Origin of the sequence: Buttiauxella selenatireducens (assembly GCF_031432975.1) — a bacterium.
Lineage (GTDB): Bacteria > Pseudomonadota > Gammaproteobacteria > Enterobacterales > Enterobacteriaceae > Buttiauxella > Buttiauxella selenatireducens.
In genome coordinates this window covers 530,768-556,273 of sequence record NZ_CP133838.1, presented here as the reverse complement: position 1 = coordinate 556,273, position 25,506 = coordinate 530,768, and the positions used below count along the sequence as shown (strand labels likewise).

The following is a 25,506-nucleotide window of genomic DNA, read 5'->3' as shown; positions in this document are numbered from 1 at the left end:
TGGTAACACGCGTAGAAATATTCATCAAGACCATGGAGAGGAATGGCGAGGAATGGCGAGATGCCGATCACATCTCGCTGATATTAACTATACCCATTAGCATTCGAGTTGCATGGGGATTGGGTAGATTACTGCCAGCCGTAGCGGCGGCTAAAGAAGCCCTTCATACACTGGGTGAGCGTCATATATCCCGCAAGGATTGCAATCAGCCATGGGAAGTAGCTCAGCGGCAGCGCCTGAAGTTGCAGGTAGCTTGCCAGCGGAGTGAACGGCAGGCTAACCCCGACCACCATCACCACCAGCGTCATGATCATTAATGGCCACGCGGCACGGCTCTGAATGAACGGAATCCGACGGGTACGAATCATATGCACAATCAATGTTTGCGACAGCAGACCCACCACAAACCAACCGGTCTGGAACAGGGTTTGCATTTCCGGCACGTTAGCCTTGAACACCCACCACATGACGCAAAATGTCAGAATGTCGAAGATAGAACTGATTGGCCCGAAGAACACCATAAAGCGCCCTAAGTCCGCCGGGTTCCAGCGCTGCGGTTTCTTGATTTGCTCGTCATCGACGTTATCGAACGGAATCGCCACCTGGGAGACATCGTACAGCAGGTTCTGAATCAGTAAGTGAAGCGGCAGCATCGGCAGGAACGGCAGGAAGGCGCTGGCCACCAGCACGCTGAACACGTTACCGAAGTTAGAACTGGCGGTCATTTTGATGTATTTCAGCATGTTGGCGAAGGTTCTGCGCCCTTCAATCACGCCCTCTTCCAGCACCATCAGGCTTTTTTCCAGCAGGATGATATCGGCCGCTTCACGGGCAATATCCACCGCGCCATCGACTGAAATACCAATGTCGGCCGCACGTAATGCCGGTGCGTCGTTGATGCCATCGCCCATAAAGCCGACAACATGACCTTCACCACGCAGCAGGCGCACAATGCGCTCTTTGTGCATAGGTGTCAGGCGGGCAAACAGTGTGGTGCGTAATGCCAGAGCGGCAAGGTCAACATCTGCCATATTCTCGATTTCGCTGCCGATGGCAACTTCACCCACATCCAGCCCGACTTCGCGGCACACTTTCGCGGCGACCAGTTCGCTGTCACCGGTCAGGATCTTCACGGTGATCCCGCTTTCTTTCAGCGCTTTCAAGGCTGGTGCGGTGGTTTCTTTCGGTGGATCCAGGAACGCGATGTAGCCTTCGAGGATCAGGTCAGATTCATCAACGCGGCCGTAATCCTCACAACGCGCAGGCAGGAATTTGGTGGCAACGGCCACCACACGCAAACCCTGGCGGTTCAGGGAGTCGGTCACACGGCGAATGCGCTCCAGCAGGGAATCGCTAAGCGGCACGATTTCATCACCGTAGCGAACTTGCGTACACACATTGAGGATCTCCTGTAACGCGCCTTTGCAGATCAACTGATGCACTTCCGGCTGCTCGGAGACCACCACCGACATGCGGCGGCGTTCAAAGTCGAATGGGATCTCATCCACTTTTTGCCAGCGTGCTGCGGCGTCGCGCGCGCTCTCTTCTTCAACGCCTTCCAGTACCGCCACGTCCAGCAGGTTTTTCAGCCCGGTCTGGTAATGGCTGTTAAGCCAGGCGGTATGCAAAACATGGTTGCTCACCGCACCGAGAATATCGGTGTGGGATTCCAGAACAATGCGGTCTTGCGTCAGCGTGCCGGTTTTATCGGTGCACAGAATATCCATTGCACCAAAGTTCTGAATCGCGTCGAGGTGCTTGACGATCACTTTCTGTTTAGAGAGTTTTACCGCACCGCGAGCCAGCGTCGAGGTGACGATCATCGGTAACATTTCCGGCGTCAAACCCACTGCGACAGAGAGCGAGAACAGCGCCGCTTCCCACCAGTCACCTTTAGTGAAGCCGTTAATCAGCAATACGATAGGCGTCATCACCAGCATGAAACGGATAAGCACCCAGCTCACACGGCTGATCCCTTTCTGGAACGCGTTCGGCTCGCTTTCTTGTTGAGTGACACGCCCGGCCAGTTGGCCAAACCAGGTGTTGCCACCGGTGGCGATAATCATCGCCAGCGCCGTTCCGCTCACGACGTTGGTGCCCATAAAGCACAACGTGTCGCATTCCAGCGGGTTGTTGTGTGACATATCACGGGCGACCGCGACCTTTTCAACCGGTAACGATTCGCCAGTGAGTGACGCCTGGCTGACGAAAAGATCGCGCGCCTGCAACACACGCAGATCCGCCGGGATCATGTCTCCTGCGGCAAGTTTCACGATATCGCCCGGCACCAGCTTATCGAGCGAGATTTCGACAAACGCGTTTTCGCCGTTTTCATTAACCACACGCAGTACGGTCGCGGTGTTGCTGACCATCGCTTTTAAGGTATCCGCCGCTTTGGTGGAGCGCGCTTCCTGAACGAAGTTCAGCAAGGTCGCAATCACTACCATCAGAGCTATCACGCCTGCGGCAAAAAGATCCTCAGTCGAGTAGGAGAAAATGCCGAGAATAGTCAGTAAGAGATTGAAAGGATTCCGGTAGCACAGCCACAGATGAACCCACCAAGGCGACGCTTTTTGCGCCGGAATTTGGTTTGGGCCATGACGTTCGATAGCGCTTTCAACTTCTCGCGCATTCAGCCCTTCAGGATGGCTGTGGAAATCGCGATACAGTTGTTCGTCAGAAGCTGCGGCATATTTCAGGCAGGATTCGCTCAGCGAAGCGGGTATCTCTTGTGCCTGTGCAACGGTGTTGTCGTCCAGCATCAGGTCGCGTTGGATCAAGCGACGAGGCAGGTGGCGGCTAAGTTGTGCAAACAACTGCCGGGTCAGATTTTTTAACAGCATAATAGTCCCTCGGCACCACGATATGCGGTACCTGGTGACATGCAGGCGCGGCTATTCCTTGCCTTGCAGGCCAATTTTTTCATCAGCAGGGACATCATCGAACAGGATGATAGACCAAAATAATTCGGCTACAGGGTGGGCGAACGCCAGCGATTCCCGATGAACTTACAAGAGTCAATTTTTCGGGTTTACGCGCGCGACTAATACATCTGTAACTTGAAGTATGATGGGTAGAGTCACTGCCTTACGTGTTCCGGTAAGGCAGCCACTTCAAAGAAGAGTGTCTTACCGGATGGTTCCTGTCATTACAGGTTTTGGACTGGGATCAGGTTCCATGTCGCCTCCGGTTAAAGAATATGGGATGCTTTCATTACGCAACTGGGCACAATGAAAGTGCGTATATCTTACTCCTGCCTTTCTAAACGTTACGTAAACCAGATTTTGTCCCTTTGTCGTTTGTTGGATGGCGCGAGTTTAATGTATAAATCACAAGCCATTGAAAACCGGGAAAAACCAGAACAATGCAAAACCGTCTCACCATCAAAGACATCGCGCGTTTAAGCGGTGTGGGTAAATCCACTGTCTCACGAGTTCTGAATAATGAAAGCGGGGTCAGTGCCCGCACACGTGAGCGTGTGGAAGCGGTGATGCAGCAAGAAGGTTTCTCCCCTTCTCGTTCGGCACGCGCCATGCGTGGGCAGAGCGATAAAGTGGTCGCCATTATTGTGACGCGTCTGGACTCGCTATCGGAAAACCTCGCGGTGCAAACCATGCTGCCGTCGCTCTATGAGCAAGGGTACGATCCGATCATGATGGAAAGTCAGTTTTCCCCAAAACTGGTTGAAGAGCATTTGGGTATATTGCAGCGTCGTAATATCGACGGCGTGATTTTGTTTGGTTTCACCGGTATCAACGAGAAAATTTTGCAGACGTGGCAGTCGACGCTTGTTCTGATGGCCAGAGACGCCAAAGGGTTTGCGTCTGTGTGTTATGACGATGAGGGTGCCATCAATATTTTAATGTCACATCTGTATGAACAAGGGCATCGTCAGATAAGCTTCCTCGGTGTTCCCCATAGTGATGTCACCACCGGTTTCCGTCGCCATCAGGCCTATCTTGCCTTCTGCGAAACCCACCAGCTGACGCCCAACTTTGTGCTGCCTGGCCTGGCCATGAAGCAGGGCTATGATCACGTTGAGGAAGTACTGACACCCGACACCACCGCCCTGGTGTGTGCCACCGATACTCTCGCTTTGGGTGCCAGTAAATATCTGCAAGAACATCAACATACCAGCCTGCAACTGGCGAGCGTCGGCAGCACGCCGCTGATGAAATTCCTCCATCCAGAAATTGTCACCGTTGATCCTGGCTACGCCGAAGCAGGTCGTCAGGCCGCAAGGCAGTTGATCGGCCAAATCACACAAACGTGCGATCTACGGCAGATCGTTATCCCTGGATCATTGCAGTAATCTCCCCTCGTTTACGGTTTATTGTGATCGTCGCCTTGTTTCGGGAACGTTCCCATTTTCGAAAAAAAGATTAAAAGATAACCTTGCCGGCAGATAACAACACCTCGGGACATCATCATGACCAAAGTGAAACAACAGGATATAGACAAGCTGATTGACCTGGTCGGCGGGCGCCAGAATATCGCAACCGTCAGTCATTGCATTACGCGACTGCGCTTTGTGCTCAACGATCCCGCTATTGCCAGGCCAAAAGAGATCGAAGAGCTGCCGATGGTCAAAGGCTGCTTTACGAATGCCGGGCAGTTCCAGGTGGTGATTGGCCCAGAGGTGGGTGATTACTATCAGGCGTTGATCGCCACCAGTGGTCACAGTCATTCAGACAAAGAACAAGCCAAACTCGCGGCACGCCAGAACATGAAATGGCATGAGCAGTTGATCTCCCATTTCGCGGAGATCTTCTTCCCCCTGTTACCGGCCTTGATAAGCGGCGGCTTGATCTTAGGTTTCCGCAATGTGATCGGCGATTTGCCGATGAGCAACGGGCAGACGCTTGCGCAAATGTACCCGTCGCTGCAATCGATTTATAACTTTTTATGGCTGATTGGCGAGGCGATATTCTTCTATTTGCCGGTCGGTATTTGCTGGTCTGCTGTGCGAAAAGTGGGTGGGACACCTATCCTTGGGATAGTACTTGGCGTCACGCTGGTATCACCGCAGCTAATGAATGCCTATGAATTGGGTAGCAAAATTCCTGAAGTGTGGAATTTTGGCCTGTTTACCATCGAAAAAGTGGGCTACCAGGCGCAGGTGATCCCCGCGTTGCTGGCGGGCCTGGCTTTGGGCTTTATTGAGACGCGTCTGAAACGCATCGTGCCAGATTACCTCTATCTTGTAGTAGTGCCTGTGTGTTCACTGATTCTGGCGGTATTCCTGGCGCATGCGTTTATCGGCCCGTTTGGTCGTTGGATTGGTGACGGTGTGGCATTTGCGGTTCGCCACTTGATGACCGGCAGTTTTGCCCCGATTGGTGCCGCGCTGTTTGGCTTCCTGTACGCACCGCTTGTGATTACCGGTGTACATCAGACAACGCTCGCCATTGATATGCAGATGATTCAGAGCATGGGCGGAACGCCTGTTTGGCCACTGATCGCGCTGTCGAATATTGCTCAGGCATCCGCTGTCGTCGGCATCATTATTTGTAGCCGTAAACATAACGAGCGTGAGATTTCCGTTCCGGCGGCGATCTCGGCCTACCTCGGCGTGACCGAACCGGCGATGTACGGCATCAACCTGAAATACCGATTCCCAATGCTGTGCGCAATGATCGGCTCGGGTCTGGCTGGCTTGCTGTGTGGTTTGAGCGGCGTGATGGCGAATGGGATTGGCGTTGGCGGCTTGCCGGGTATTTTGTCCATTCAGCCGCGTTACTGGGAAGTGTATTCCCTCGCGATTCTGATCGCCGTGATCGTGCCGATTGTATTGACCAGCGTGATGTATAAACGCAAACACCGTCAGGGCACGCTGTTAGTGGTTTAGTTTTTATCGGGGCCGTAAGCGGCCCCTTCGCTTTAGGAAGGCTTTATGAATACAACCTGGTGGCAACATGGCGTCATCTACCAAATCTACCCGAAGAGTTTTCAGGATACGACTGGCAATGGAACCGGTGACTTAATCGGTGTTATTAAGCGCCTTGATTATCTCAAACTGCTGGGCGTTGATGCTATTTGGCTGACGCCGTTTTATGTCTCGCCGCAGATCGATAATGGCTATGACGTGGCAAACTACTGTGCAATCGATCATACCTACGGCACGTTGGATGACTTTGATTTGCTGGTAGCAGGCGCTCATGAACGCGGCATTCGTATCATTCTGGATATGGTGTTTAACCATACTTCCACGCAGCATGCCTGGTTCCACGAGTCGCTTAACAAGAACAGCCCGTACCGCGAATTTTATATCTGGCGTGACGGTACGCCGGACATTTTGCCCAACAACTGGCGCTCTAAATTCGGCGGTAATGCCTGGCGCTGGCACGCAGAGAGCGGCCAGTATTATCTGCACCTGTTTGCGCCGGAGCAGGCGGATCTCAACTGGGAAAACCCGCAGGTGCGCGACGAGCTGAAAAAGGTCTGCGAATTCTGGGCCGATCGTGGCGTGGATGGTTTACGTCTTGATGTGATCAACCTGATATCGAAAGACCAGGATTTCCCGAACGATATTGAAAGTGGCGACGGGCGGCGTTTCTACACCGACGGGCCGCGGGTCCATGAATATCTACAAGAAATGAGCCGCGATGTGTTTGTGCCACGTGGGCTGATGACCGTAGGCGAAATGTCCTCCACCACGCTCGATAACTGCCAGCAGTATGCCGCGCTCAATAGCAATGAACTGTCGATGACGTTTAACTTCCATCACCTCAAAGTGGATTATCCTGGCGGGCAAAAATGGACCCTGGCAGCGCCTGATTACGTCGCGCTGAAAGCGATTTTTAGCCACTGGCAACAGGGCATGCACAACGTGGCATGGAATGCGTTGTTCTGGTGTAACCACGATCAGCCGCGCATTGTGTCGCGCTTTGGTGACGAAGGTGAACTGCGGGTTCCGGCGGCGAAAATGTTGGCGATGGTGCTGCACGGCATGCAAGGTACGCCGTATATCTATCAGGGCGAAGAGCTGGGGATGACCAATCCGCATTTCAAACGCATCATTGATTACCGCGATGTCGAAAGCCATAACATGTACGCTGAGCTGCGCGCGCAGGGCCGGGACAGCGATAATCTGTTGGCGATCCTCGCCAGTAAATCCCGCGATAACAGCCGTACGCCGATGCAGTGGGACGAGGGTGAAAATGCAGGATTTACCACCGGCACGCCGTGGATCAACCTGTGTGATAACTATCAAACCATCAATGCCAAAGCAGCAGTGAATGACCCTGACTCTGTGTTTTATGCCTATCAGCAGCTGATTAAATTGCGTAAGGCTAACCCTATCTTCACCTGGGGTAACTATCAGGACTTACTGCCAGAACATCCGTATTTGTGGTGTTATCGTCGCGAATGGCAAGGGCAAACGCTGATTGTTGCCGCAAACCTTAGCCGTGAGAATCAGTGGTGGATGCCAGAAGCCTTCGAAGGCAACTGGGAAGTGCTGATGAAGAACTACGCTGATGCAGCACCTAACCCTGGCGAGATGAGCTTAAGGCCATTTGAAGCGGTTTATTGGTTACAGTAATAATCTGCTCCTGGTGAGGTCTGTTCGTTCAGACATACCTCACCAAAATTTTTCATTGGTGAGTTATGACTCGCAAGCTGGCGAGTATTTCTCCGAAAAAACTCCTCCGCATTTTTGATCATCCCCTTCCCTCCTGCACCGCTCAAATTACTTTGTCCTGAATCAATAAAATCACAAACATGTTTGATGCAAATCACTACATATAGACCTTAAAATGCACGCCGGCCCAATATGTTGTATTTATCGACTACTATAATGATACAGCCCACAGCATAACTCTGGGGATTAACTGTGGATAAAGTGGGCCGAAATCCGGAAGTCTTTGGCAATACTCACCTATATCTGCTTCCGGGCTGTTACATCCTTTTGTGGATAACCTATTTTAAAAACGGAGAGATCATGACACCGCATGTGATGAAAAGAGACGGGTGCAAAGTGCCTTTCACATCAGAGCGCATTAAAGAAGCTATTCTTCGTGCAGCTAAAGCAGCGGGAGTCGATGACGCAGACTATTGCGCCACCGTCGCAGATATTGTGCGTGCTCAGATGGAAGGCCGCAGCCAGGTTGATATTCGCGAAATCCAGACTGCCGTTGAAAACCAACTGATGGCGGGCGACTACAAGCAACTGGCACGCGCTTACATCGAATATCGCCATGATCGTGATATTGAACGCGAGAAACGTGGCCGCTTAAACCAGGAAATCCGTGGCCTGGTAGAACAAACGAACTCCGCCTTGCTCAACGAAAATGCGAACAAAGACAGCAAGGTAATCCCGACTCAACGTGACCTGTTAGCTGGGATTGTGGCAAAACACTATGCTTCACAGCATTTGTTGCCACGTGATGTGGTGCTGGCGCACGAGCGTGGCGATATCCACTATCACGATCTGGATTACTCACCGTTCTTCCCAATGTTTAACTGCATGCTTATCGATCTCAAAGGTATGCTGACGCATGGCTTTAAGATGGGTAATGCTGAAATTGAGCCACCCAAGTCCATCTCTACCGCTACGGCGGTAACGGCACAAATCATTGCCCAGGTTGCCAGCCACATTTACGGCGGCACCACCATCAACCGTATTGATGAGGTGCTTGCACCGTTTGTCACCGCAAGCTTCGAAAAACATCGTCAGACGGCTGAAGAATGGCAGATCCCGGATGCTGAAGGCTATGCGCTTTCCCGTACTGAGAAAGAGTGTTACGACGCCTTCCAGTCACTGGAATATGAAGTGAATACGCTGCATACCGCTAATGGCCAAACGCCATTTGTGACCTTCGGTTTTGGTCTGGGAACCAGTTGGGAATCGCGCCTGATTCAGACCTCTATTCTGCGTAATCGTATTGCAGGTCTTGGCAAAAACCGCAAAACGGCCGTGTTCCCGAAACTGGTCTTCGCGATTAAAGATGGCCTGAACCACAAAGCTGGCGATGCGAACTACGACATCAAGCAGCTGGCTCTGGAATGCGCCAGCAAGCGCATGTACCCAGATATCCTGAACTATGACCAGGTTGTGAAAGTGACCGGCTCGTTCAAAACGCCGATGGGCTGCCGTAGTTTCCTCGGCGTGTATGAAGAAAACGGCGAGCAAATTCACGATGGCCGTAACAACATCGGCGTTATCAGCCTTAACTTGCCGCGTATCGCACTGGAAGCCAAAGGCGACGAAGCGACTTTCTGGACGCTTCTTGATGACCGCCTGGAGCTGGCTTGTAAAGCCCTGATGACGCGTATTGCCCGTCTGGAAGGTGTGAAAGCTCGCGTTGCGCCAATCCTGTATATGGAAGGGGCTTGCGGCGTGCGCCTGAAAGCGGACGACGACGTTTCTGAGATCTTCAAAAATGGCCGTGCGTCTATTTCCCTCGGTTACATCGGCATCCACGAAACAGTGAATGCGTTGTTTGGCAATCAGCACGTGTACGACAGCGAAGAGCTGCGTGCGAAAGCGGTGGCGATTGTTGAGCGTCTGCGTCAGGCAACTGACAGCTGGAAAGAAGAAACCGGCTACGGCTTCAGCCTGTACAGCACACCAAGTGAAAACCTGTGCGATCGCTTCTGCCGCCTTGATACCGCTGAATTTGGTGTGGTGCCAGGCGTGACCGATAAAGGTTACTACACCAACAGCTTCCACTTAGACGTTGAGAAGAAGGTTAACCCTTACGACAAAATCGACTTTGAAGCCGCGTATCCGCCTGTCGCTAACGGTGGCTTCATCTGCTACGGCGAATATCCTAACATTCAGCACAACCTGAAAGCGTTGGAAGATGTCTGGGATTATAGCTACCAGCACGTTCCGTATTACGGCACCAACACGCCAATTGATGAGTGCTACGAGTGCGGCTTTACCGGTGAGTTTGAATGCACCAGCAAAGGCTTCACCTGCCCGAAATGCGGCAACCACGATGCGGCTCGCGTTTCCGTCACCCGCAGGGTTTGTGGCTACCTCGGCAGCCCTGATGCCCGTCCGTTTAACGCCGGTAAGCAAGAAGAAGTGAAGCGCCGTGTGAAGCATTTGGGTAACGGGCAAATCGGCTAATCTTCTACGCGATTTTCCCCCTCACCCTAACCCTCTCCCTCAAGGGAGAGGGGACAAATCTGCTTTCCTCCCTCTCCCCGTGGGAGAGGGGATTGCCCGGCACAGTTTTCACCTCTCCTTCTGGGCGGTACTTTTTTCCCCCTCTCCCCGTGGGAGAGGGCCGGGGTGAGGGCACCAGCGTACTCATTAGAGAACCAGAAATGAATTATCATCAATACTACCCCGTCGACATCGTCAACGGACCAGGAACCCGCTGCACCCTGTTTGTTTCAGGCTGCGTGCATGAATGCCCAGGGTGCTACAACAAAAGCACCTGGCGGCTGAATTCCGGTATGGCTTTCACGCAGGAAATGGAAGATCGGATCATTGCCGATCTTAACGACACCCGCATTCGCCGCCAGGGATTATCGCTTTCGGGTGGCGATCCGCTTCATCCACAAAATATTGCGGACGTCCTGAAACTCGTGAAGCGAGTACGTGAAGAATGCCCCGGAAAAGATATCTGGATATGGACCGGTTATAAGCTTGATGAGTTAACTGCGGATCAGCGCGAAGTGGTGGATTTGATTAACGTGCTTATCGACGGCAAATTCGTGCAGGATTTGAAAGACCCGTCACTCATCTGGCGCGGCAGCAGTAACCAGGTTGTACATCATTTGCGATAAAGCGTTTCTTCAACGACCCCATGAAGCTATCAAAGAGCTATAGCAAATTGATTAGCTCTCTGGGGTCGAAAAGCACTAAAACCTAACATCTCTAACACAACCCTTTGATGCAGCACTCTATTTCATTTTCCTCTTAGCGCTAAGCTTCCTGCAACTTTTAACCCCGCAATCGACATCGGTCCGAGTTAAGGATGCTTATGAAAGCCACGGAAGCCCGCCTGTTTGATTTTTTGAAGAAGTCACCGCAATTTGTCATTCCCATTTATCAACGCAATTATTCCTGGACGCTTGCTCAATGCCAGCAACTTTGGGACGACATTATTCGCGCCGGGCAAAGAGAAGATATCCCGGCCCACTTCATTGGCTCGGTGGTCTATATCGAGCAAGGGCTTTATCAGGTAAGTAGTCAATCAGCGCTTTTAGTCATTGACGGCCAACAGCGCCTGACTACGGCAACATTAATCATTGAAGCACTATGTCGGCACCTGGGTGATAGCGAACCTCTGGAGGGTTTCTCTGCCCGCAAATTGCGCCATTATTATTTGTTAAACGATCTTGAAGCAGGCGAACGAGCGTTCAAACTCCTTCTGACACAAACAGATAAAGAATCTTTGCTTGCCTTACTGCGACAAAAGTCGTGGCCAGAAAACTATTCGCTTCGCCTGAAAGAAAACTTTGATTTCTTTGACGAGCAATTAGGCAAATATCCAGAAAATTTACTGTTTGTCTGTAAAGGGCTGGCAAAGCTATTGATTGTTGATGTCGCACTAAGCCGCGGGCAGGATAATCCTCAACTCATATTTGAAAGTATGAACTCTACGGGTAAAGCTTTGAGCCAGGCAGACCTCATCCGTAATTTTATTTTGATGGGGCTGGAGCCAGAGCATCAAACCCGATTATATGAAGACTATTGGCGTCCGATGGAAGTCGCATTCGGGCAGGAAGGTTATAACGCGCAATTTGACAGTTTTATGCGCCATTATCTGACGGTAAAAACCGGAAATATTCCGCGTATAGATGATGTTTATGAAGCTTTTAAAGCTTATGCCCTTGAGCCAAAAAATCACAATAGTGGCGTAGACCAACTGGTAGCTGATATTCAAATATACGCTGGTTACTATTGCGCAATGGCACTGAACAGAGAATCCGATAAGCAGCTTGCTTTAGGTTTCAAAGATTTACGCGAACTGAAAGTTGATGTCGCCTATCCTTTCTTGTTAGAGCTTTATCATGATTATCAACATAATCATTTTTCGGTAACGGATTTTGTGTCGGCGATAAGGCTAATTGAATCCTATGTTTTTCGTCGTGCCGTTTGTGCCATACCCACTAATTCACTGAATAAAACTTTTGCAACCATTAAGAAATCACTAAATAAAAAATCTTATCTGGAAAGTATTCAGGCGTACCTGCAAGCTTTACCGTCTTATCGGCGTTTTCCTGATGACGAAGAATTTAAACGTGAAATTCAAAAACGCGATCTTTATAACTTTCGCAACCGTAGTTACTGGCTGCGCCGCCTGGAAAATGAAGGCCGTAAAGAACGTGTCGCGGTAGATGAATATACCATTGAGCACATTCTGCCACAGCAAACGCCACTGCCCACTGCCTGGCAGGAAGCGCTGGGGAGTAACTGGAAACAGATCCAGGAAACGTATTTGCATACGCTCGGTAACCTGACGCTAACAGGCTATAACTCTGAATACAGCAATCGCATTTTTGCCGATAAGTGCAATATGAAAGGTGGATTTAAAGAAAGCCCGCTGCGTTTGAATAAAGGCTTAGGCAGTTTAAACCACTGGAACGAACAGGGGATTATCGGTCGAGCACAAATGTTGGCGCAGACCGCAGTCGATGTCTGGCAAGCACCAAAGCTTCCATCAGGAATCCTTGTCGGTTATGCCGAGAAAAAAACCAGAAACACAGCCTGGAGTCTGAACGACCATCCACATTTATCGAGTAACGCTCCAATGAGAGCTGTTTTTGATGCTTTTCGCCAACAGGTGCTGGAAATAGATGCGGGAGTGACGGAGGAATTCACCAAGCTTTATGTCGTTTATAAAGCAGAAACGAATTTCGTTGATGTCGTGCCGCAAAAGAGCCGCCTGAGATTATCGATCTATATGCCCTTTTATGAACTGTCCGACCCTAAAGGCCTGGCAAAAGACGTCACGCATTTAGGCCGTTGGGGCAACGGTAATGTTGAGGTTGGGCTTTCCTCCCTAGATCAGTTGCCCTACGTCATGGGATTGATACGTCAGGCCTTTGAGCGACAAATGGGTGAGGAAAATTAGTCAGCAGTAGTGCGTTGAGCGATTTCCCGCAACTCGCGCGAGTCGAGGATACTCACGGCTTCGTGTGAGGGGGAAATCGCTTCATGTAGCATCGCCTTCGCCACATCCCTGGCCTCAATAGACTTCCATTTTCCCGGCATGAGTTTAAACAACGGTGCAAACAGCGATTCATTAAAACGCTGTGATTCACGGTGCCCAAGCAGCATAGACGGGCGGGCAATCGTCAGGCGCGGCCACTCTTGTGCGATAAGCGCCTCTTCCATTTCCCCTTTCACCCGGTTGTAGAAGAACGGCGATTTGCTGTTTGCACCGATAGCGCTGACCACCAGCATATGTTTTGCACCCAGACGCAAGCCAGTTATCGCGGTATCCACCACCAGCGTGTAATCCGCTAATACGAAAGCCTCTTTGCTGCCGGCTTCTTTCATGGTGGTGCCGAGGCAGCAGAAAACCGTATCAAGCGGCTCGGTTAATTGGGTGAGCACATCGCTCAACTGGGGATCGTATAGATTGGTGACTTTGTTCATCGCAGGCAAGGGACGGCGTGTTGCCGCAACGATGTGGCTGACTTGCGGCTCCCCAATCAACATGCGTAACAGATGTCCACCGATGAGGCCCGTAGCCCCTGTGAGTAAAACCTGGCTCATAAGATCTCCTGTCGCTTATTCACCAAGCTTAGTTTCATCTCGCAGCCAGTGGAGTTTTTTCCCAAAACCGAGCGTGTTATCGGTCATTTTTATCTCATCAAGGCGAATTTCCCATACAGGAGCTTTCATCACTCTCGCCACCGGGAAGCGTTTGCAGTAACGACTACGCAGCGTTGCGGCTTCCGTTTCGTCGTCAATCAACGTGATTTCGCCACGAAACTGCACGCCACGAATTAATGCGACAGTTTTCGGCTGCCCGTTGACGGTTCCGGCGACATTGGCCTGTTTGCCAATCAACTCGCCGTGCCGGGTGTGAGTTTCGCTCAACAGATAAAAAGCGATACGTTGTTCATCGAATAAATAAAACGCGTTGGCGCACCATAAATCGCCATTGCTGCCTACGCAGTAGGTCAGTACATGCTGTTTGTTCAGCCAACGACCGATGGCATTGAGAGTTTCCATGTGCAACCTGAAGAGTGATATTCTGCGGAAAACGTTAATTATGCGCCTGACTTATGTCTCCCTGGTATCTCTATTTAGTCCGCACCCTCGATAACCGTTTGTATACCGGCATCACTACCGATGTCGTGCGTCGTTTTGGTCAACACCAGTCTGGAAAAGGGGCGAAAGCGCTACGCGGAAAAGGTGAGCTGAAATTGGCGTTTAGTCATCTGGTGGGCGATCGCTCATCAGCTTTGCGCCTGGAATACCGTATAAAACAGCTGACTAAAGCGCAGAAAGAGATGCTAGTGGCAGGGAAATTGTCTTTTGAAGATCTGTTGGCAGACCTTCAAAAGACATAGGGGATCAGAATTCGCGATTGAAGTGTTCGTGATACTCCACCAGCCCAGAAACACCATTAAGCGCATCATCAGCCAGCGGATGAATCAGGAAGTAAGCTTCGGTATCGGGCCAGGCGCAACGCAAACCATACTGCGCGGCGGGAACAAAACCGAAACGCTCGTACATCGCCGGTTCACCTAAAGTGACCACTGCTGCGTAGCCAAATTCATTGAGTGAATCCAGCCCTTCGTATACCAGTTTTTTTGCCAAACCCTGGCCGCGATAAGCTTCGTCTACCGCGAGTGGCGCCAGGCCAACCCACTGGAGTTCTTCACCCTCTACCGCAACGGGGCTAAAGGCAACATAACCGACCACCTGACCTTCGTCGTCGGTGGCAACAACGCCAAGCGTTAGCAGCCCGTCTTCTCGTAAAGCCTTAACCAAATCAGCTTCACCATTCCCATTAAAGGAACGGCGAAGTAAGGCATCGATGCCTGGTGCATCAATGGGTATTTCTACACGAATTAACATGGCTCACCTACCGAGTTACTTTCTGGAGCAGGTTGATGCTTCATCCCTGCTTCGACAAAATCAGCCAGTTGCAGCAGCAGCATGCGTAATGGTTTAGGCATTGCATCCAGCTCAATGGCATCCATTAGATTTTTAACATACAGCCCAAGTTCTGTGTCACCTTCAATGACCAGACGACGCTGGAAAAACAACGTATCGGGATCTTGCTTACGTGCGGCGATCATCAGCAGATCGTTGGCGGTTGCACTGAAGCTGACATCTGCTGGGGCATCTTCACGCACTACCAGTTTATTATCTTGTACCGAAGTAAACCACTTCAGACCGAGGTCGCGCACTTCAATACTCAACCAGCGTCCCTCAAGAAATTCGAGTTCACCATCTTCCATCGCCTGACGAAACTGCCAGCCAAGCACCTGCTCAAGCACCTGCCGCTTTAGAGCAAAGGGCGTCAATTTAACCGGTGTTCTTAACAGTGACGGGCCACGATGGACCAGGCGTGAGCGCAATTTATCCAGCACGAGCTTTACTCCTTGAGAAATTTAACCGCTATTTTGCCACACCAACCATTCTCTGTAGCGGTGCAAATCAACAATTGCGCGGGTTATAGATACCACTTATCAACCTTATCAATAAGTCATCAATACGCCATTAGCTGCCTTAAATCAAAATTTGTCGTGGTCGGGTTAACTAAAATCCCAGTTCGTTAACAATTTTGCTGCCCCTTACATGGGCGGCATGGGTTACCTCTGAGGTTTCCCGATGATTCAGGATAAATTATGGAGTTGCTTTGCCCAGCCGGAAACTTACCGGCGTTGAAAGCGGCCATCGATAATGGTGCCGACGCGGTTTACATTGGTCTGAAAGATGATACCAACGCCCGCCATTTTGCTGGACTAAATTTCACGGAGAAGAAGCTGCAAGAAGCGGTGAGTTACGTGCATCAACATCGCCGTAAACTGCATATCGCTATCAATACGTTCGCGCACCCTGACGGCTATGTGCGCTGGCAACGAGCAGTGGATATGGCAGCGCAACTCGGAGCCGACGCCCTCATTTTGGCTGATCTCGCTATGCTTGAGTACGCAGCTGAACGCTATCCACATATTGAACGCCATGTCTCGGTGCAAGCTTCCGCCACCAATGAAGAAGCGATTCGTTTTTATCATCGCCATTTCGATGTGGCTCGTGTCGTTCTGCCACGCGTGCTATCCATCCATCAGGTAAAACAGTTAGCCCGAGTGACCCCGGTTCCGCTGGAGGTTTTCGCTTTCGGTAGCCTGTGTATCATGGCTGAAGGCCGTTGTTATCTCTCTTCTTATCTGACCGGTGAATCACCGAACACCGTGGGCGCATGCTCACCCGCTCGCTTTGTTCGTTGGCAGCAAACCCCACAAGGTCTGGAGTCACGTCTTAATGATGTATTGATTGACCGCTATCAGGACGGCGAAAATGCCGGTTATCCGACGCTTTGCAAAGGGCGCTATCTTGTCGATGACCAGAAATATCACGCGCTAGAAGAGCCAACCAGTCTGAATACGCTTGAGCTGCTACCTGAATTATTAGCCGCCAATATTGCCTCGGTGAAAATTGAAGGCCGTCAGCGTAGCCCGGCGTATGTCAGCCAGGTCGCCAAAGTGTGGCGGCAGGCAATCGACCTTTGCATGGCCAGTCCGGAAAATTACCGTGCACAACCGGCATGGATGGAAGCATTAGGGGCGATGGCCGAAGGCACGCAAACCACTCTCGGTGCCTATCACCGTAAATGGCAGTAGGAAATCCCATGAAATATTCGTTAGGGCCGGTGCTGTATTATTGGCCAAAAGAGACGCTGGAAAAATTTTACCAGTCTGCCGTTAAAAGCAGTGCTGAAACTATTTATCTTGGCGAGTCTGTTTGCAGCAAACGTCGTGCCACCAAAACCGGTGACTGGCTGGATATGGCGAAAAGCCTGGCCGGCCAGGGCAAGCAAGTGGTGCTTTCCACTTTAGCACTGGTTCAGGCACCGTCTGAGTTGAACGAACTCAAACGCTACGTCGAGAACGGTGAATTCTTAATTGAAGCCAATGATCTGGGCGCGGTGAACATGGCAGCAGAACGCAAGCTTCCGTTTGTCGCAGGGCATGCGCTTAACTGCTACAACGCAGTGACTCTGCGCTTGCTGCTCAAGCAAGGCATGGTTCGCTGGTGTATGCCGGTTGAGTTGTCGCGAGACTGGCTGGCAAACATGCTCATTCAGTGCGACGAATTGGGCATCCGCAACAAGTTTGAAGTGGAAGTTCTCAGCTACGGTCATTTACCACTGGCCTATTCCGCTCGTTGCTTTACCGCGCGTTCAGAAGACAAGCCAAAAGATGAATGCGAAACCTGCTGCATTAAATATCCTGTCGGGCGCAACATGCTTTCCCAGGAAAATCAGCAAGTGTTTGTGCTTAACGGCATTCAGACCATGAGCGGTTATGTTTACAACCTCGGTAACGAACTGACATCGATGAAAGGTTTGGTCGATATGGTGCGTTTATCCCCGATGGGTATGGAAACATTGCGCGTTCTGGAAGCATTTCGTAAAAATGAAAATGGCAGCGCACCTTTGTCACTGGCCGCGCAGAGCGATTGTAATGGCTACTGGCGTCGCGTCGCTGGTTTAGAGTTAGTTACTCAGAGCTGATAAAAGGCTCACTTTGTTACTTAATTGTTGATAATTTTCGGCAATACTGAGCCTAATTATCAGCAAACGAAGTTACCCACTTCGTCTAACAAAGTGAGCCGTTATGTCTGAATCTGCCCAAGTTCCGTTCTCTTTACTCGATTTAGCCCCTATCCCACAAGGCTCTCAGCCTCGCGACGCGTTTCATCGCTCGCTGGATTTAGCTCGTCTTGCTGAAAAGCGTGGATATCACCGCTACTGGCTGGCTGAACACCACAACATGACCGGGATTGCCAGCGCAGCTACGTCAGTACTGATTGGCTATCTGGCGGCAAATACCGAAACTTTACGTCTGGGTTCTGGCGGCGTGATGCTGCCAAACCATTCACCTTTGGTCATTGCTGAACAGTTTGGCACCCTGGAAACTCTTTATCCCGGGCGTATCGATTTGGGATTAGGCCGCGCGCCGGGTAGCGATCAGCGCACCATGATGGCGCTCCGACGCCATATGAGTGGGGATATTGATAATTTCCCCCGCGATGTGAGCGAGCTGGTGTCCTGGTTTGATGCCACCGATCCGAATCCTGCCGTTCGTCCGGTCCCTGGTTACAACACCAGAATCCCTGTCTGGTTGTTAGGCTCAAGCCTTTACAGCGCACAGTTGGCGGCACAGCTTGGGCTTCCATTTGCCTTTGCGTCTCACTTTGCGCCAGATATGTTGTTCCAGGCGCTTCAACTTTACCGCGCCCAATTTAAACCCTCTGCGCGCCTTGAAAAGCCGTATGCGATGGTTTGCATTAATATTATTGCGGCCGACAGCAACCGCGACGCCGAGTTTTTGTTTACCTCGATGCAGCAAGCCTTCGTGAAATTGCGCCGTGGGGAAACGGGACAGTTGCCTCCGCCGATTGAAAACATGGATAGCTTCTGGAGCCCGGCGGAACAGTATGGCGTACAGCAGGCACTTAGCATGTCGCTGGTCGGTGACAAAGCGAAAGTTCGTCACGGGCTGATTTCATTGCTGCGAGAAACTAAGGCCGATGAAATTATGGTTAACGGCCAGATCTTTGATACAGAAGCCCGACTGCATTCGTTTGATTTAGCAATGGATGTTTATGAGAGTTTAATGGGTTGATGATTTCGCCCCTCGATTGAGGGGCGAAAAATTTAATGATAGACCGGTAACAGATCGAAGCTCGACAGGATATGAATCACAGCATTCGTCACACCGAAGATCAGTATCAGTACAATCATTTTGTTCCCACCCCACACACGATAAATCGGGCTGCCAAACTTCTTACGTGAGGCTTTTGCCAGCAGTGCTGGAACGATTGCCGCCCAGATAGTTGCGGCCAAACCCGCGAAACCTATCGCATAAATAAAACCGTCAGGCCAGATAACGCCACCCAACATTGGCGGAATAAATGTCACTAATGCCGTTTTCAGACGCCCAAGCGGTGAGTCGTCGAACTTAAATAAGTCAGCGAGATAATCGAATAAACCTAGCGTCACGCCAAGGAATGAGCTGGCAACGGCAAAGTTGGAGAAAACGATCAGCAGCAAATCCAACGCGCGGCTGTTTAACACGCCACTCAATGCACCGACCAGCACATCGATATTTCCGCCTTTATCCGCAATGGCGATAAAGTCGCTGCGCGGAATATTCCCCATACTGCCAATCAACCAAATGACGTACAGCCCCAGCGCCATCAGCGTTCCCCAGATAAGGCAGCGTTTGATGGTCTGAGGATCTTTGCCGTAATACTTCATCAAACTCGGCACGTTGCCATGATAACCAAACGAGGCGAGGCAAAATGGTAGCGTCATAAATAGGTACGGCAGATAGCTTGGATTTATCGCTTTGCTATCCAGCAACGTTGCGGGTTCGACATGCCACATCAACCCTCCGAACGTCATAAAAAAAGTCAGGATTTTTGCACCGAGCACTATCGTCGTCATACGACTCACTGCGCGCGTGCTGAGCCAAACGATAAAGGCCACCACGAGAGCAAAAATCAGACCGGCAAATCGTGCGGGGAAATCGACAGACATTTTGCCCAGTGTGTGATGAATCACTGAGCCGCTTGCCGAGATGTAGGCGTAGGTCAGGATATACAGGACAAAGGCGATGGAAAGGCCGTTAATCAGATTCCAGCCTTTACCCAGCAGATCTTTGGTCACGGTGTCAAAGCTTGAGCCCACGCGGTAATTTAGGTTGGCTTCCAGAATCATCAAACCCGAGTGCAGCATGCAAAACCAGGTCACAAGCAATGCCGCTAAAGACCAGAAAAACCACGCACCGGACATCACCACCGGCAGGGAAAACATCCCTGCACCAATAATTGTGCCGCCAATAATCATAACCCCGCCAAATATAGAGGGCGATGCCTGAGTGGTCGATAAGGTTGCCATACGAATCCCTGAAACAATGAACGGCTGTCGAAGCGACAGGTTTACTGCGCAACATTGTACCAGTACATGAGTACAATTTGGATAAAAAAAATCCCGGTTGCATTAACCAGGATTTTTATCACTGCCTGCTGATTAACAGCAGGCATAAACTTCTGTCAATTATGCTTCAGTGGTACGACGACGAGCCGGAGCTGAGCCATCTTCACGACGTGGGCCACGACCGCCTTCACGACGTTCGCCGCTGAAGCTACGTGGTGCGCCAGTACCAGCACCAGGACCATCACGACGTGGACCGCGACCGCCTTCACGACGTTCACCGCCACCGAAACCACGACCAGCACCACCGCCACGACGTTCGCCACCACGGTCAGTACGTGGTTGTGCATCACCCATCAGCTGCATATTCATTGGTTTGTTCAGAATACGAGTACGGGTAAAGTGCTGCAGAACTTCACCTGGCATGCCTTTTGGCAGCTCGATGGTGGAGTGGGTACCAAACAGCTTGATGTTACCGATGTAACGGCTGCTGATGTCGCCTTCGTTAGCGATAGCGCCAACAATGTGACGAACTTCAACACCATCATCACGGCCAACTTCAATGCGGTACAGTTCCATATCGCCAACATCACGACGTTCGCGACGTGGTGCATCGCCATCACGCTGTGGACGATCTGAACGCTCTGGACGATCACCGCGTGGTGCACGGTCGCCACGTGGAGCACGATCTGAACGTTCGAAACGCTCATCACGTTCACGGAATTCACGACGTGGACGCATCGGCGCATCTGGTGGCAGGATCAGAGGACGTTCGCCCTGTGCCATTTTCAGCAATGCTGCTGCCAGCGTTTCCATATCCAGCTCTTCTTCAGCGGTAGGCTGAATTTTTGCCAGCAGGCCACGGTACAGATCCAGATCGCTGCTTTCCAGTTGCTGCTGAACTTTAGCTGCGAACTTAGCCAGACGACGCTCGCTCAGCAGTTCACGGTTTGGCAGCTCTACTTCAGGAATAGTCAGCTTCATGGTGCGTTCGATGTTACGCAGCAGACGACGCTCACGGTTCTCAACGAACAGCAGCGCACGGCCAGCACGACCCGCACGACCGGTACGACCGATACGGTGAACGTAAGATTCGGAGTCCATTGGGATGTCGTAGTTCACAACCAGACTGATACGCTCAACATCAAGGCCACGGGCCGCAACGTCGGTTGCAATCAGGATGTCCAGACGACCATCTTTCAGACGCTCCAGAGTCTGCTCACGCAGTGCCTGGTTCATGTCACCGTTCAATGCTGCGCTGTTATAGCCGCTTTGTTCCAGCGCTTCAGCCACTTCCAGAGTTGCGTTTTTGGTACGTACGAAAATGATCGCCGCATCAAAATCTTCAGATTCCAGGAAACGAACCAGCGCTTCGTTCTTACGCATACCGTGCACAGTCCAGTAGCTCTGGCTGATGTCCGGACGAGTCGTTACGCTAGATTGAATGCGAACTTCCTGTGGATCTTTCATGAAACGACGAGTAATACGACGAATCGCTTCTGGCATAGTTGCAGAGAACAGAGCGGTCTGATGACCTTCTGGGATCTGAGCCATGATGGTTTCAACGTCTTCGATGAAGCCCATACGCAGCATTTCATCTGCTTCGTCCAGTACCAGACCTTTCAGGTTAGACAGGTTCAGCGTACCGCGTTTTAAGTGGTCAAGCAGGCGGCCTGGGGTACCAACAACAATTTGTGGTCCCTGACGCAGGGCGCGCAGTTGCACGTCATAACGCTGCCCACCGTAAAGGGCCACAACGTTTACGCCGTGCATATGTTTAGAGAAATCCGTCATGGCTTCAGCAACCTGAACCGCCAGTTCGCGGGTCGGTGCCAGCACCAGGATTTGTGGTGCTTTCAGCTCTGGATCAAGGTTATGCAGCAACGGTAAAGAGAACGCTGCAGTTTTGCCGCTACCCGTCTGGGCCATACCCAGTACATCGCGGCCAGCCAGCAGTTGTGGAATACATTCTGCCTGGATTGGAGATGGTTTTTCATAACCCAGATCGTTCAGGGCTTTAAGGATGGAGGCGTTCAGCCCCAGATCGGTAAAAGTAGTTTCGATGGTAGTAGTTTCGATGATATCAGTCATGTAGTACATGTGCCTCGTTGATGGCGGCCAGTCTACGTAACTCATCGTGAAATTGACCTGCAATTTTCATTGAAAAGTGTGAACCGGCTCAAATTTGGTTGATTAACGAACAAAAACGCCCTCACCCGTTAAGGTGATGACTTTAATAAAAAAGTTTATGGGCTGATCGATGTTCGTCAGCTATTGCTGGTCCGATTCTGCCAGGTCATCTTGCTCCTGGCCCAAGAGCGCTAATTCCAACAATGCATAACGATGCTCAACGTAGTTGTGTACGTTGTTAGCGACCGCTAACTTGAACAGTGCCGTGGCGCTGTCCTTTTCCCCCAGACTTAGGTAGTACTTACCTAAATAGAAGTTGGTTTCACTGAGATGCTCAGCGAGCGAGGTGTTATCCGTTGCGTCCGCCTTGAGGCGTTCCATTAACGTAGCTTCGTTAATGTTCCCCAGGTAGAACTCGACAATGTTCCATCCCCATTGCTCTTTATCCGATTTATCGAGGCGCTGTTGTAACGCCACTTTAGCCTGCTTTGCATCTAAATTGCTTTCGGCAAGATAGAGCCACAGACTACGGAAAGGATCGTTGGGATCGTCTTGATAAAACGCCAGCAGATCATCTTGCGCTAAACGATAACGACCACCGTAGTAGAGGGCGATACCGCGATTTAAATGCGCGTAGTTGTAAGTTGGATCAAGCTCAAGTACAGAATCAAACGCTTCATAGGCAGCATCAAAATTGCCTGCCTGCGTTAAATATATGCCTAAGTAATTGAATACTTCAGGCATATCGGGGCGGATTGCCAACGCTTGTGAAAAATCATTTCGCGCCAGAGCCCGCAAGCCGAGGCTATCATACAACACTCCGCGCTCATATAAAAGCTGCGCGCGTTCATCATCGGTTAAAGCCCGGCTGGCAAGTATCTGTTCCATGCGTGCAAGAATGACTTCTTGCTGCAAAGTCGGCTGCAATGGTACCGCCAGGACTTCGCTTTTACGCCAGGCAGAGTTGCTGCATCCTGCAAGCGTGAGAGCTGTCGCAACGAAACACCAGCGCAAAAAAGGCTTCATTTCCCACTCCCGAAGACAACTAATGGATGACGTCCTGTCCACCGGCTCTAAAACGAGACTCCCTGCCCCGTAATAAATAACTCTCCATGTCGCCATGGAGAGTTTAATCGGTATCGCTTACTCAGCTTCAGGTGCAGCTGGTGCTGCGCTTTCGGCTGTTGACTGCTCTGTTGCTTCTTTGATGCTCAGACGTACACGGCCCTGGCGATCAACTTCCAGTACTTTAACTGGAACTTCTTGACCCATTTGCAGGTAGTCAGTCACTTTCTCTACGCGCTTATCAGCGATTTGAGAAATGTGTACCAGACCTTCTTTACCGCCGCCAATCGCAACGAATGCACCGAAATCAACGATACGAGTTACTTTACCGTTGTAGATACGTCCAACTTCGATTTCAGCAGTGATCTCTTCGATACGACGAATTGCGAATTTCGCTTTGTCGCCATCGGTCGCAGCGATTTTCACTGTGCCGTCATCTTCGATTTCGATAGTCGTACCGGTTTCTTCGGTCAGCGCACGAATCACAGAGCCACCCTTACCGATCACGTCTTTGATCTTGTCTGGGTTGATTTTGATAGTGTGAATACGTGGAGCGAACTCAGAGATGTCGCCACGCGGAGCATTGATAGCTTGTTCCATCACGCCAAGGATATGCAGACGCGCACCTTTAGCCTGGTTCAGAGCCACCTGCATGATTTCGCGGGTGATACCTTCAATTTTGATATCCATCTGCAGTGCAGAGATACCTTCACGGCTACCAGCAACTTTAAAGTCCATGTCGCCCAGGTGGTCTTCATCACCCAGAATGTCAGACAGAACGACAAAGTTTTCGCCTTCTTTAACCAGGCCCATCGCAATACCGGCTACAGCGGCTTTGATTGGCACGCCTGCATCCATCAGTGCCAGAGAAGCACCACATACGGAAGCCATGGAAGAAGAACCGTTAGATTCGGTAATTTCAGACACGACACGTACAGTGTATGGGAAGCGGTCAGCATCTGGCATAACAGCCAGTACGCCACGCTTAGCCAGACGACCGTGACCAATCTCACGACGCTTAGGTGAACCGACCATACCGGTTTCGCCTACAGAGTACGGAGGGAAGTTGTAGTGGAACAGGAAGTTGTCGGTACGTTCGCCCATCAACTCATCCAGATTCTGCGCATCACGAGCGGTACCCAGAGTTGCTGTAACCAGCGCCTGAGTTTCACCACGGGTGAATAGTGCAGAACCGTGAGTACGTGGCAGAACGCCAGTACGCACATCCAGACCACGGATCATGTCTTTTTCGCGGCCATCGATACGCAGTTCACCCGCCAGAATACGACTACGAACAACGTTTTTCTCGATAGCGTGCAGAATGTCGCTCACTTCACCAGCATCAATGGTTTCGTCTTCAGCTGACAAAGCAGCGATAACGTCAGACTTGATGATATCGACTTGTGCGTAACGCTCTTGCTTGTCAGTGATACGGTAAGCATCACTCAAGCGAGATTCAGCAAGTGCTGCAACACGCGCATTCAGCGCTTCGTTAGCAGCTTCTGGCTGCCAATCCCAACGTGGTTTGCCAGCTTCAGCAACCAGGGAATTGATGTTCTGGATAACAACCTGCTGTTGTTCGTGGCCGAATACTACAGCACCCAGCATCTGGTCTTCGCTCAGCAGTTCAGCTTCGGATTCAACCATCAGCACAGCACCTTCGGTACCGGCAACAACCAGGTCCAGTTTGCTGGTTTTCAGTTCGTCAGCAGTCGGGTTCAGAACATACTGGTCATTGATATAACCAACACGTGCTGCACCAATTGGGCCATTGAATGGAATACCAGACAGGCTCAGAGCTGCAGAAGCACCGATCATTGCAACGATGTCTGGGTGAACTTGTGGGTTCACAGAAACGACAGTTGCGATAACCTGTACTTCGTTAACGAAACCTTCCGGGAACAGCGGACGCACTGGACGGTCAATCAGACGCGCGATCAGTGTTTCGCCTTCACTTGGACGGCCTTCACGACGGAAGAAGCTGCCTGGGATACGACCAGCAGCGTAAGTACGCTCCTGATAGTTAACAGTCAGCGGGAAGAAGTCTTGACCTGCTTTCGCTTTTTTCTGACCAACAACGGTCACGAATACAGCAGTGTCATCCATGCTTACCATTACTGCTGCGGTAGCCTGGCGAGCCATCATACCGGTCTCAATAGTGACCGTATGTTGACCGTACTGGAATTTACGGACAATCGGATTTAGCAAAATAATATCCTTA

The 25,506-nt window shown here is 51.0% G+C and carries 20 protein-coding genes; 10 read left to right on the top strand and 10 right to left on the bottom strand.

Translation table 11 applies throughout. The annotated features are described in order from the left end of the window. Window positions 1-128: 128 nt before the first annotated feature. Window positions 129-2,840, bottom strand: coding sequence for a magnesium-translocating P-type ATPase (mgtA, locus tag RHD99_RS02635; RefSeq protein ID WP_309879056.1), 2,712 nt, complete (start codon window positions 2,838-2,840; stop codon window positions 129-131). Between the two features lie 524 nt (window positions 2,841-3,364). Here mgtA and treR point away from each other — a divergent pair. The 6 genes from treR (at window position 3,365) to RHD99_RS02605 (ending at window position 13,037) form a co-directional block, all read left to right on the top strand. Continuing rightward, on the top strand, window positions 3,365-4,312 hold the full coding sequence (treR, locus tag RHD99_RS02630) for a trehalose operon repressor TreR (RefSeq protein WP_309877344.1): 948 nt from the start codon (window positions 3,365-3,367) through the stop codon (window positions 4,310-4,312). Between the two features lie 117 nt (window positions 4,313-4,429). Beyond that, the gene (gene treB, locus RHD99_RS02625; RefSeq protein WP_309877343.1) at window positions 4,430-5,848 is read left to right on the top strand and encodes a PTS trehalose transporter subunit IIBC; all 1,419 of its coding nucleotides are present in this window, start codon (window positions 4,430-4,432) and stop codon (window positions 5,846-5,848) included. 45 nt (window positions 5,849-5,893) lie between these two features. Continuing rightward, a complete protein-coding gene (treC, locus tag RHD99_RS02620) occupies window positions 5,894-7,543 on the top strand; it encodes an alpha,alpha-phosphotrehalase (RefSeq protein WP_309877342.1) in 1,650 nt (549 codons plus the stop codon). A gap of 399 nt (window positions 7,544-7,942) precedes the next feature. Continuing rightward, window positions 7,943-10,078, top strand: a complete 2,136-nt coding sequence (gene nrdD, locus RHD99_RS02615) for an anaerobic ribonucleoside-triphosphate reductase (RefSeq protein WP_309877341.1) — start codon at window positions 7,943-7,945, stop codon at window positions 10,076-10,078. A 200-nt stretch (window positions 10,079-10,278) separates the two neighbouring features. Further along, complete coding sequence (nrdG, locus tag RHD99_RS02610) at window positions 10,279-10,743, top strand: anaerobic ribonucleoside-triphosphate reductase-activating protein (protein WP_309877340.1); 465 nt, start codon at window positions 10,279-10,281, stop codon at window positions 10,741-10,743. A gap of 197 nt (window positions 10,744-10,940) precedes the next feature. Further along, window positions 10,941-13,037 carry a GmrSD restriction endonuclease domain-containing protein gene (locus tag RHD99_RS02605; protein ID WP_309877339.1) on the top strand — a complete coding sequence of 699 codons (2,097 nt, stop codon included), beginning with the start codon at window positions 10,941-10,943 and terminating at the stop codon, window positions 13,035-13,037. On the opposite strand, the gene RHD99_RS02600 is transcribed toward RHD99_RS02605, so the two are convergent. Together RHD99_RS02600 and RHD99_RS02595 are read right to left on the bottom strand one after the other, a co-directional pair. Then, the gene (locus RHD99_RS02600; RefSeq protein ID WP_309877338.1) at window positions 13,034-13,684 is read right to left on the bottom strand and encodes an NAD(P)H-binding protein; all 651 of its coding nucleotides are present in this window, start codon (window positions 13,682-13,684) and stop codon (window positions 13,034-13,036) included. The genes RHD99_RS02605 and RHD99_RS02600 overlap by 4 nt on opposite strands. A 15-nt stretch (window positions 13,685-13,699) precedes the next feature. Beyond that, window positions 13,700-14,146: a YhbP family protein gene (locus RHD99_RS02595; protein WP_309877337.1), complete on the bottom strand. Its 447-nt coding sequence runs from the start codon at window positions 14,144-14,146 to the stop codon at window positions 13,700-13,702. A 53-nt stretch (window positions 14,147-14,199) separates the two neighbouring features. Between RHD99_RS02595 and RHD99_RS02590 the strand changes: the two genes are divergently transcribed. After that, window positions 14,200-14,487: a GIY-YIG nuclease family protein gene (locus RHD99_RS02590; RefSeq protein ID WP_183270772.1), complete on the top strand. Its 288-nt coding sequence runs from the start codon at window positions 14,200-14,202 to the stop codon at window positions 14,485-14,487. 4 nt (window positions 14,488-14,491) lie between these two features. Here RHD99_RS02590 and RHD99_RS02585 read toward each other — a convergent pair whose 3' ends face one another. Continuing rightward, on the bottom strand, window positions 14,492-14,998 hold the full coding sequence (locus RHD99_RS02585; RefSeq protein WP_309877336.1) for a GNAT family N-acetyltransferase: 507 nt from the start codon (window positions 14,996-14,998) through the stop codon (window positions 14,492-14,494). Next, a complete protein-coding gene (gene ubiT, locus RHD99_RS02580; protein ID WP_309877335.1) occupies window positions 14,992-15,516 on the bottom strand; it encodes a ubiquinone anaerobic biosynthesis accessory factor UbiT in 525 nt (174 codons plus the stop codon). The genes RHD99_RS02585 and ubiT overlap by 7 nt, the downstream gene beginning before the upstream one ends. A 258-nt stretch (window positions 15,517-15,774) precedes the next feature. On the opposite strand from ubiT, the gene ubiU reads away from it, so the two are divergent. The 3 genes from ubiU (at window position 15,775) to RHD99_RS02565 (ending at window position 18,777) form a co-directional block, all read left to right on the top strand. Beyond that, entirely contained in the window at window positions 15,775-16,770 is a 996-nt protein-coding gene (gene ubiU / locus RHD99_RS02575) for a ubiquinone anaerobic biosynthesis protein UbiU (RefSeq protein ID WP_183270775.1), read from the top strand. An 8-nt stretch (window positions 16,771-16,778) separates the two neighbouring features. After that, window positions 16,779-17,663 carry a U32 family peptidase gene (locus RHD99_RS02570; RefSeq protein WP_445344422.1) on the top strand — a complete coding sequence of 295 codons (885 nt, stop codon included), beginning with the start codon at window positions 16,779-16,781 and terminating at the stop codon, window positions 17,661-17,663. A 103-nt stretch (window positions 17,664-17,766) separates the two neighbouring features. Then, the gene (locus RHD99_RS02565) at window positions 17,767-18,777 is read left to right on the top strand and encodes a luciferase-like monooxygenase (protein WP_309877333.1); all 1,011 of its coding nucleotides are present in this window, start codon (window positions 17,767-17,769) and stop codon (window positions 18,775-18,777) included. A gap of 32 nt (window positions 18,778-18,809) precedes the next feature. On the opposite strand, the gene mtr is transcribed toward RHD99_RS02565, so the two are convergent. From mtr to pnp, 5 genes are all read right to left on the bottom strand, one after another. Further along, the gene (mtr, locus tag RHD99_RS02560; protein ID WP_309877332.1) at window positions 18,810-20,054 is read right to left on the bottom strand and encodes a tryptophan permease; all 1,245 of its coding nucleotides are present in this window, start codon (window positions 20,052-20,054) and stop codon (window positions 18,810-18,812) included. Between the two features lie 159 nt (window positions 20,055-20,213). Continuing rightward, window positions 20,214-22,181 carry a DEAD/DEAH family ATP-dependent RNA helicase gene (locus RHD99_RS02555; protein ID WP_183270779.1) on the bottom strand — a complete coding sequence of 656 codons (1,968 nt, stop codon included), beginning with the start codon at window positions 22,179-22,181 and terminating at the stop codon, window positions 20,214-20,216. After that, on the bottom strand, window positions 22,174-22,251 hold the full coding sequence (gene yrbN, locus RHD99_RS02550; RefSeq protein WP_183270882.1) for a protein YrbN: 78 nt from the start codon (window positions 22,249-22,251) through the stop codon (window positions 22,174-22,176). Before yrbN ends, RHD99_RS02555 begins: the two co-directional genes overlap by 8 nt. Window positions 22,252-22,361: 110 nt before the next feature. Then, window positions 22,362-23,246, bottom strand: coding sequence for a lipoprotein NlpI (nlpI, locus tag RHD99_RS02545; RefSeq protein WP_183270780.1), 885 nt, complete (start codon window positions 23,244-23,246; stop codon window positions 22,362-22,364). A 117-nt stretch (window positions 23,247-23,363) separates the two neighbouring features. Beyond that, window positions 23,364-25,493 carry a polyribonucleotide nucleotidyltransferase gene (gene pnp, locus RHD99_RS02540; protein ID WP_309877331.1) on the bottom strand — a complete coding sequence of 710 codons (2,130 nt, stop codon included), beginning with the start codon at window positions 25,491-25,493 and terminating at the stop codon, window positions 23,364-23,366. Between the last annotated feature and the right edge of the window lie 13 nt (window positions 25,494-25,506).

Excerpts from the sequence above, each read along its gene's own strand:
- treR (WP_309877344.1), top strand. The coding sequence starts at position 3,365 with ATGCAAAACCGTCTCACCATCAAAGACATCGCGCGTTTAAGCGGTGTG.
- treB (WP_309877343.1), top strand. The coding sequence starts at position 4,430 with ATGACCAAAGTGAAACAACAGGATATAGACAAGCTGATTGACCTGGTC.
- treC (WP_309877342.1), top strand. The coding sequence starts at position 5,894 with ATGAATACAACCTGGTGGCAACATGGCGTCATCTACCAAATCTACCCG.
- nrdD (WP_309877341.1), top strand. The coding sequence starts at position 7,943 with ATGACACCGCATGTGATGAAAAGAGACGGGTGCAAAGTGCCTTTCACA.
- nrdG (WP_309877340.1), top strand. The coding sequence starts at position 10,279 with ATGAATTATCATCAATACTACCCCGTCGACATCGTCAACGGACCAGGA.
- RHD99_RS02605 (WP_309877339.1), top strand. The coding sequence starts at position 10,941 with ATGAAAGCCACGGAAGCCCGCCTGTTTGATTTTTTGAAGAAGTCACCG.
- RHD99_RS02600 (WP_309877338.1), bottom strand. The coding sequence starts at position 13,684 with ATGAGCCAGGTTTTACTCACAGGGGCTACGGGCCTCATCGGTGGACAT.
- RHD99_RS02595 (WP_309877337.1), bottom strand. The coding sequence starts at position 14,146 with ATGGAAACTCTCAATGCCATCGGTCGTTGGCTGAACAAACAGCATGTA.
- RHD99_RS02590 (WP_183270772.1), top strand. The coding sequence starts at position 14,200 with ATGTCTCCCTGGTATCTCTATTTAGTCCGCACCCTCGATAACCGTTTG.
- RHD99_RS02585 (WP_309877336.1), bottom strand. The coding sequence starts at position 14,998 with ATGTTAATTCGTGTAGAAATACCCATTGATGCACCAGGCATCGATGCC.
- ubiU (WP_183270775.1), top strand. The coding sequence starts at position 15,775 with ATGGAGTTGCTTTGCCCAGCCGGAAACTTACCGGCGTTGAAAGCGGCC.
- RHD99_RS02570 (WP_445344422.1), top strand. The coding sequence starts at position 16,779 with ATGAAATATTCGTTAGGGCCGGTGCTGTATTATTGGCCAAAAGAGACG.
- RHD99_RS02565 (WP_309877333.1), top strand. The coding sequence starts at position 17,767 with ATGTCTGAATCTGCCCAAGTTCCGTTCTCTTTACTCGATTTAGCCCCT.
- mtr (WP_309877332.1), bottom strand. The coding sequence starts at position 20,054 with ATGGCAACCTTATCGACCACTCAGGCATCGCCCTCTATATTTGGCGGG.
- RHD99_RS02555 (WP_183270779.1), bottom strand. The coding sequence starts at position 22,181 with ATGACTGATATCATCGAAACTACTACCATCGAAACTACTTTTACCGAT.
- yrbN (WP_183270882.1), bottom strand. The coding sequence starts at position 22,251 with ATGAAAATTGCAGGTCAATTTCACGATGAGTTACGTAGACTGGCCGCC.
- nlpI (WP_183270780.1), bottom strand. The coding sequence starts at position 23,246 with ATGAAGCCTTTTTTGCGCTGGTGTTTCGTTGCGACAGCTCTCACGCTT.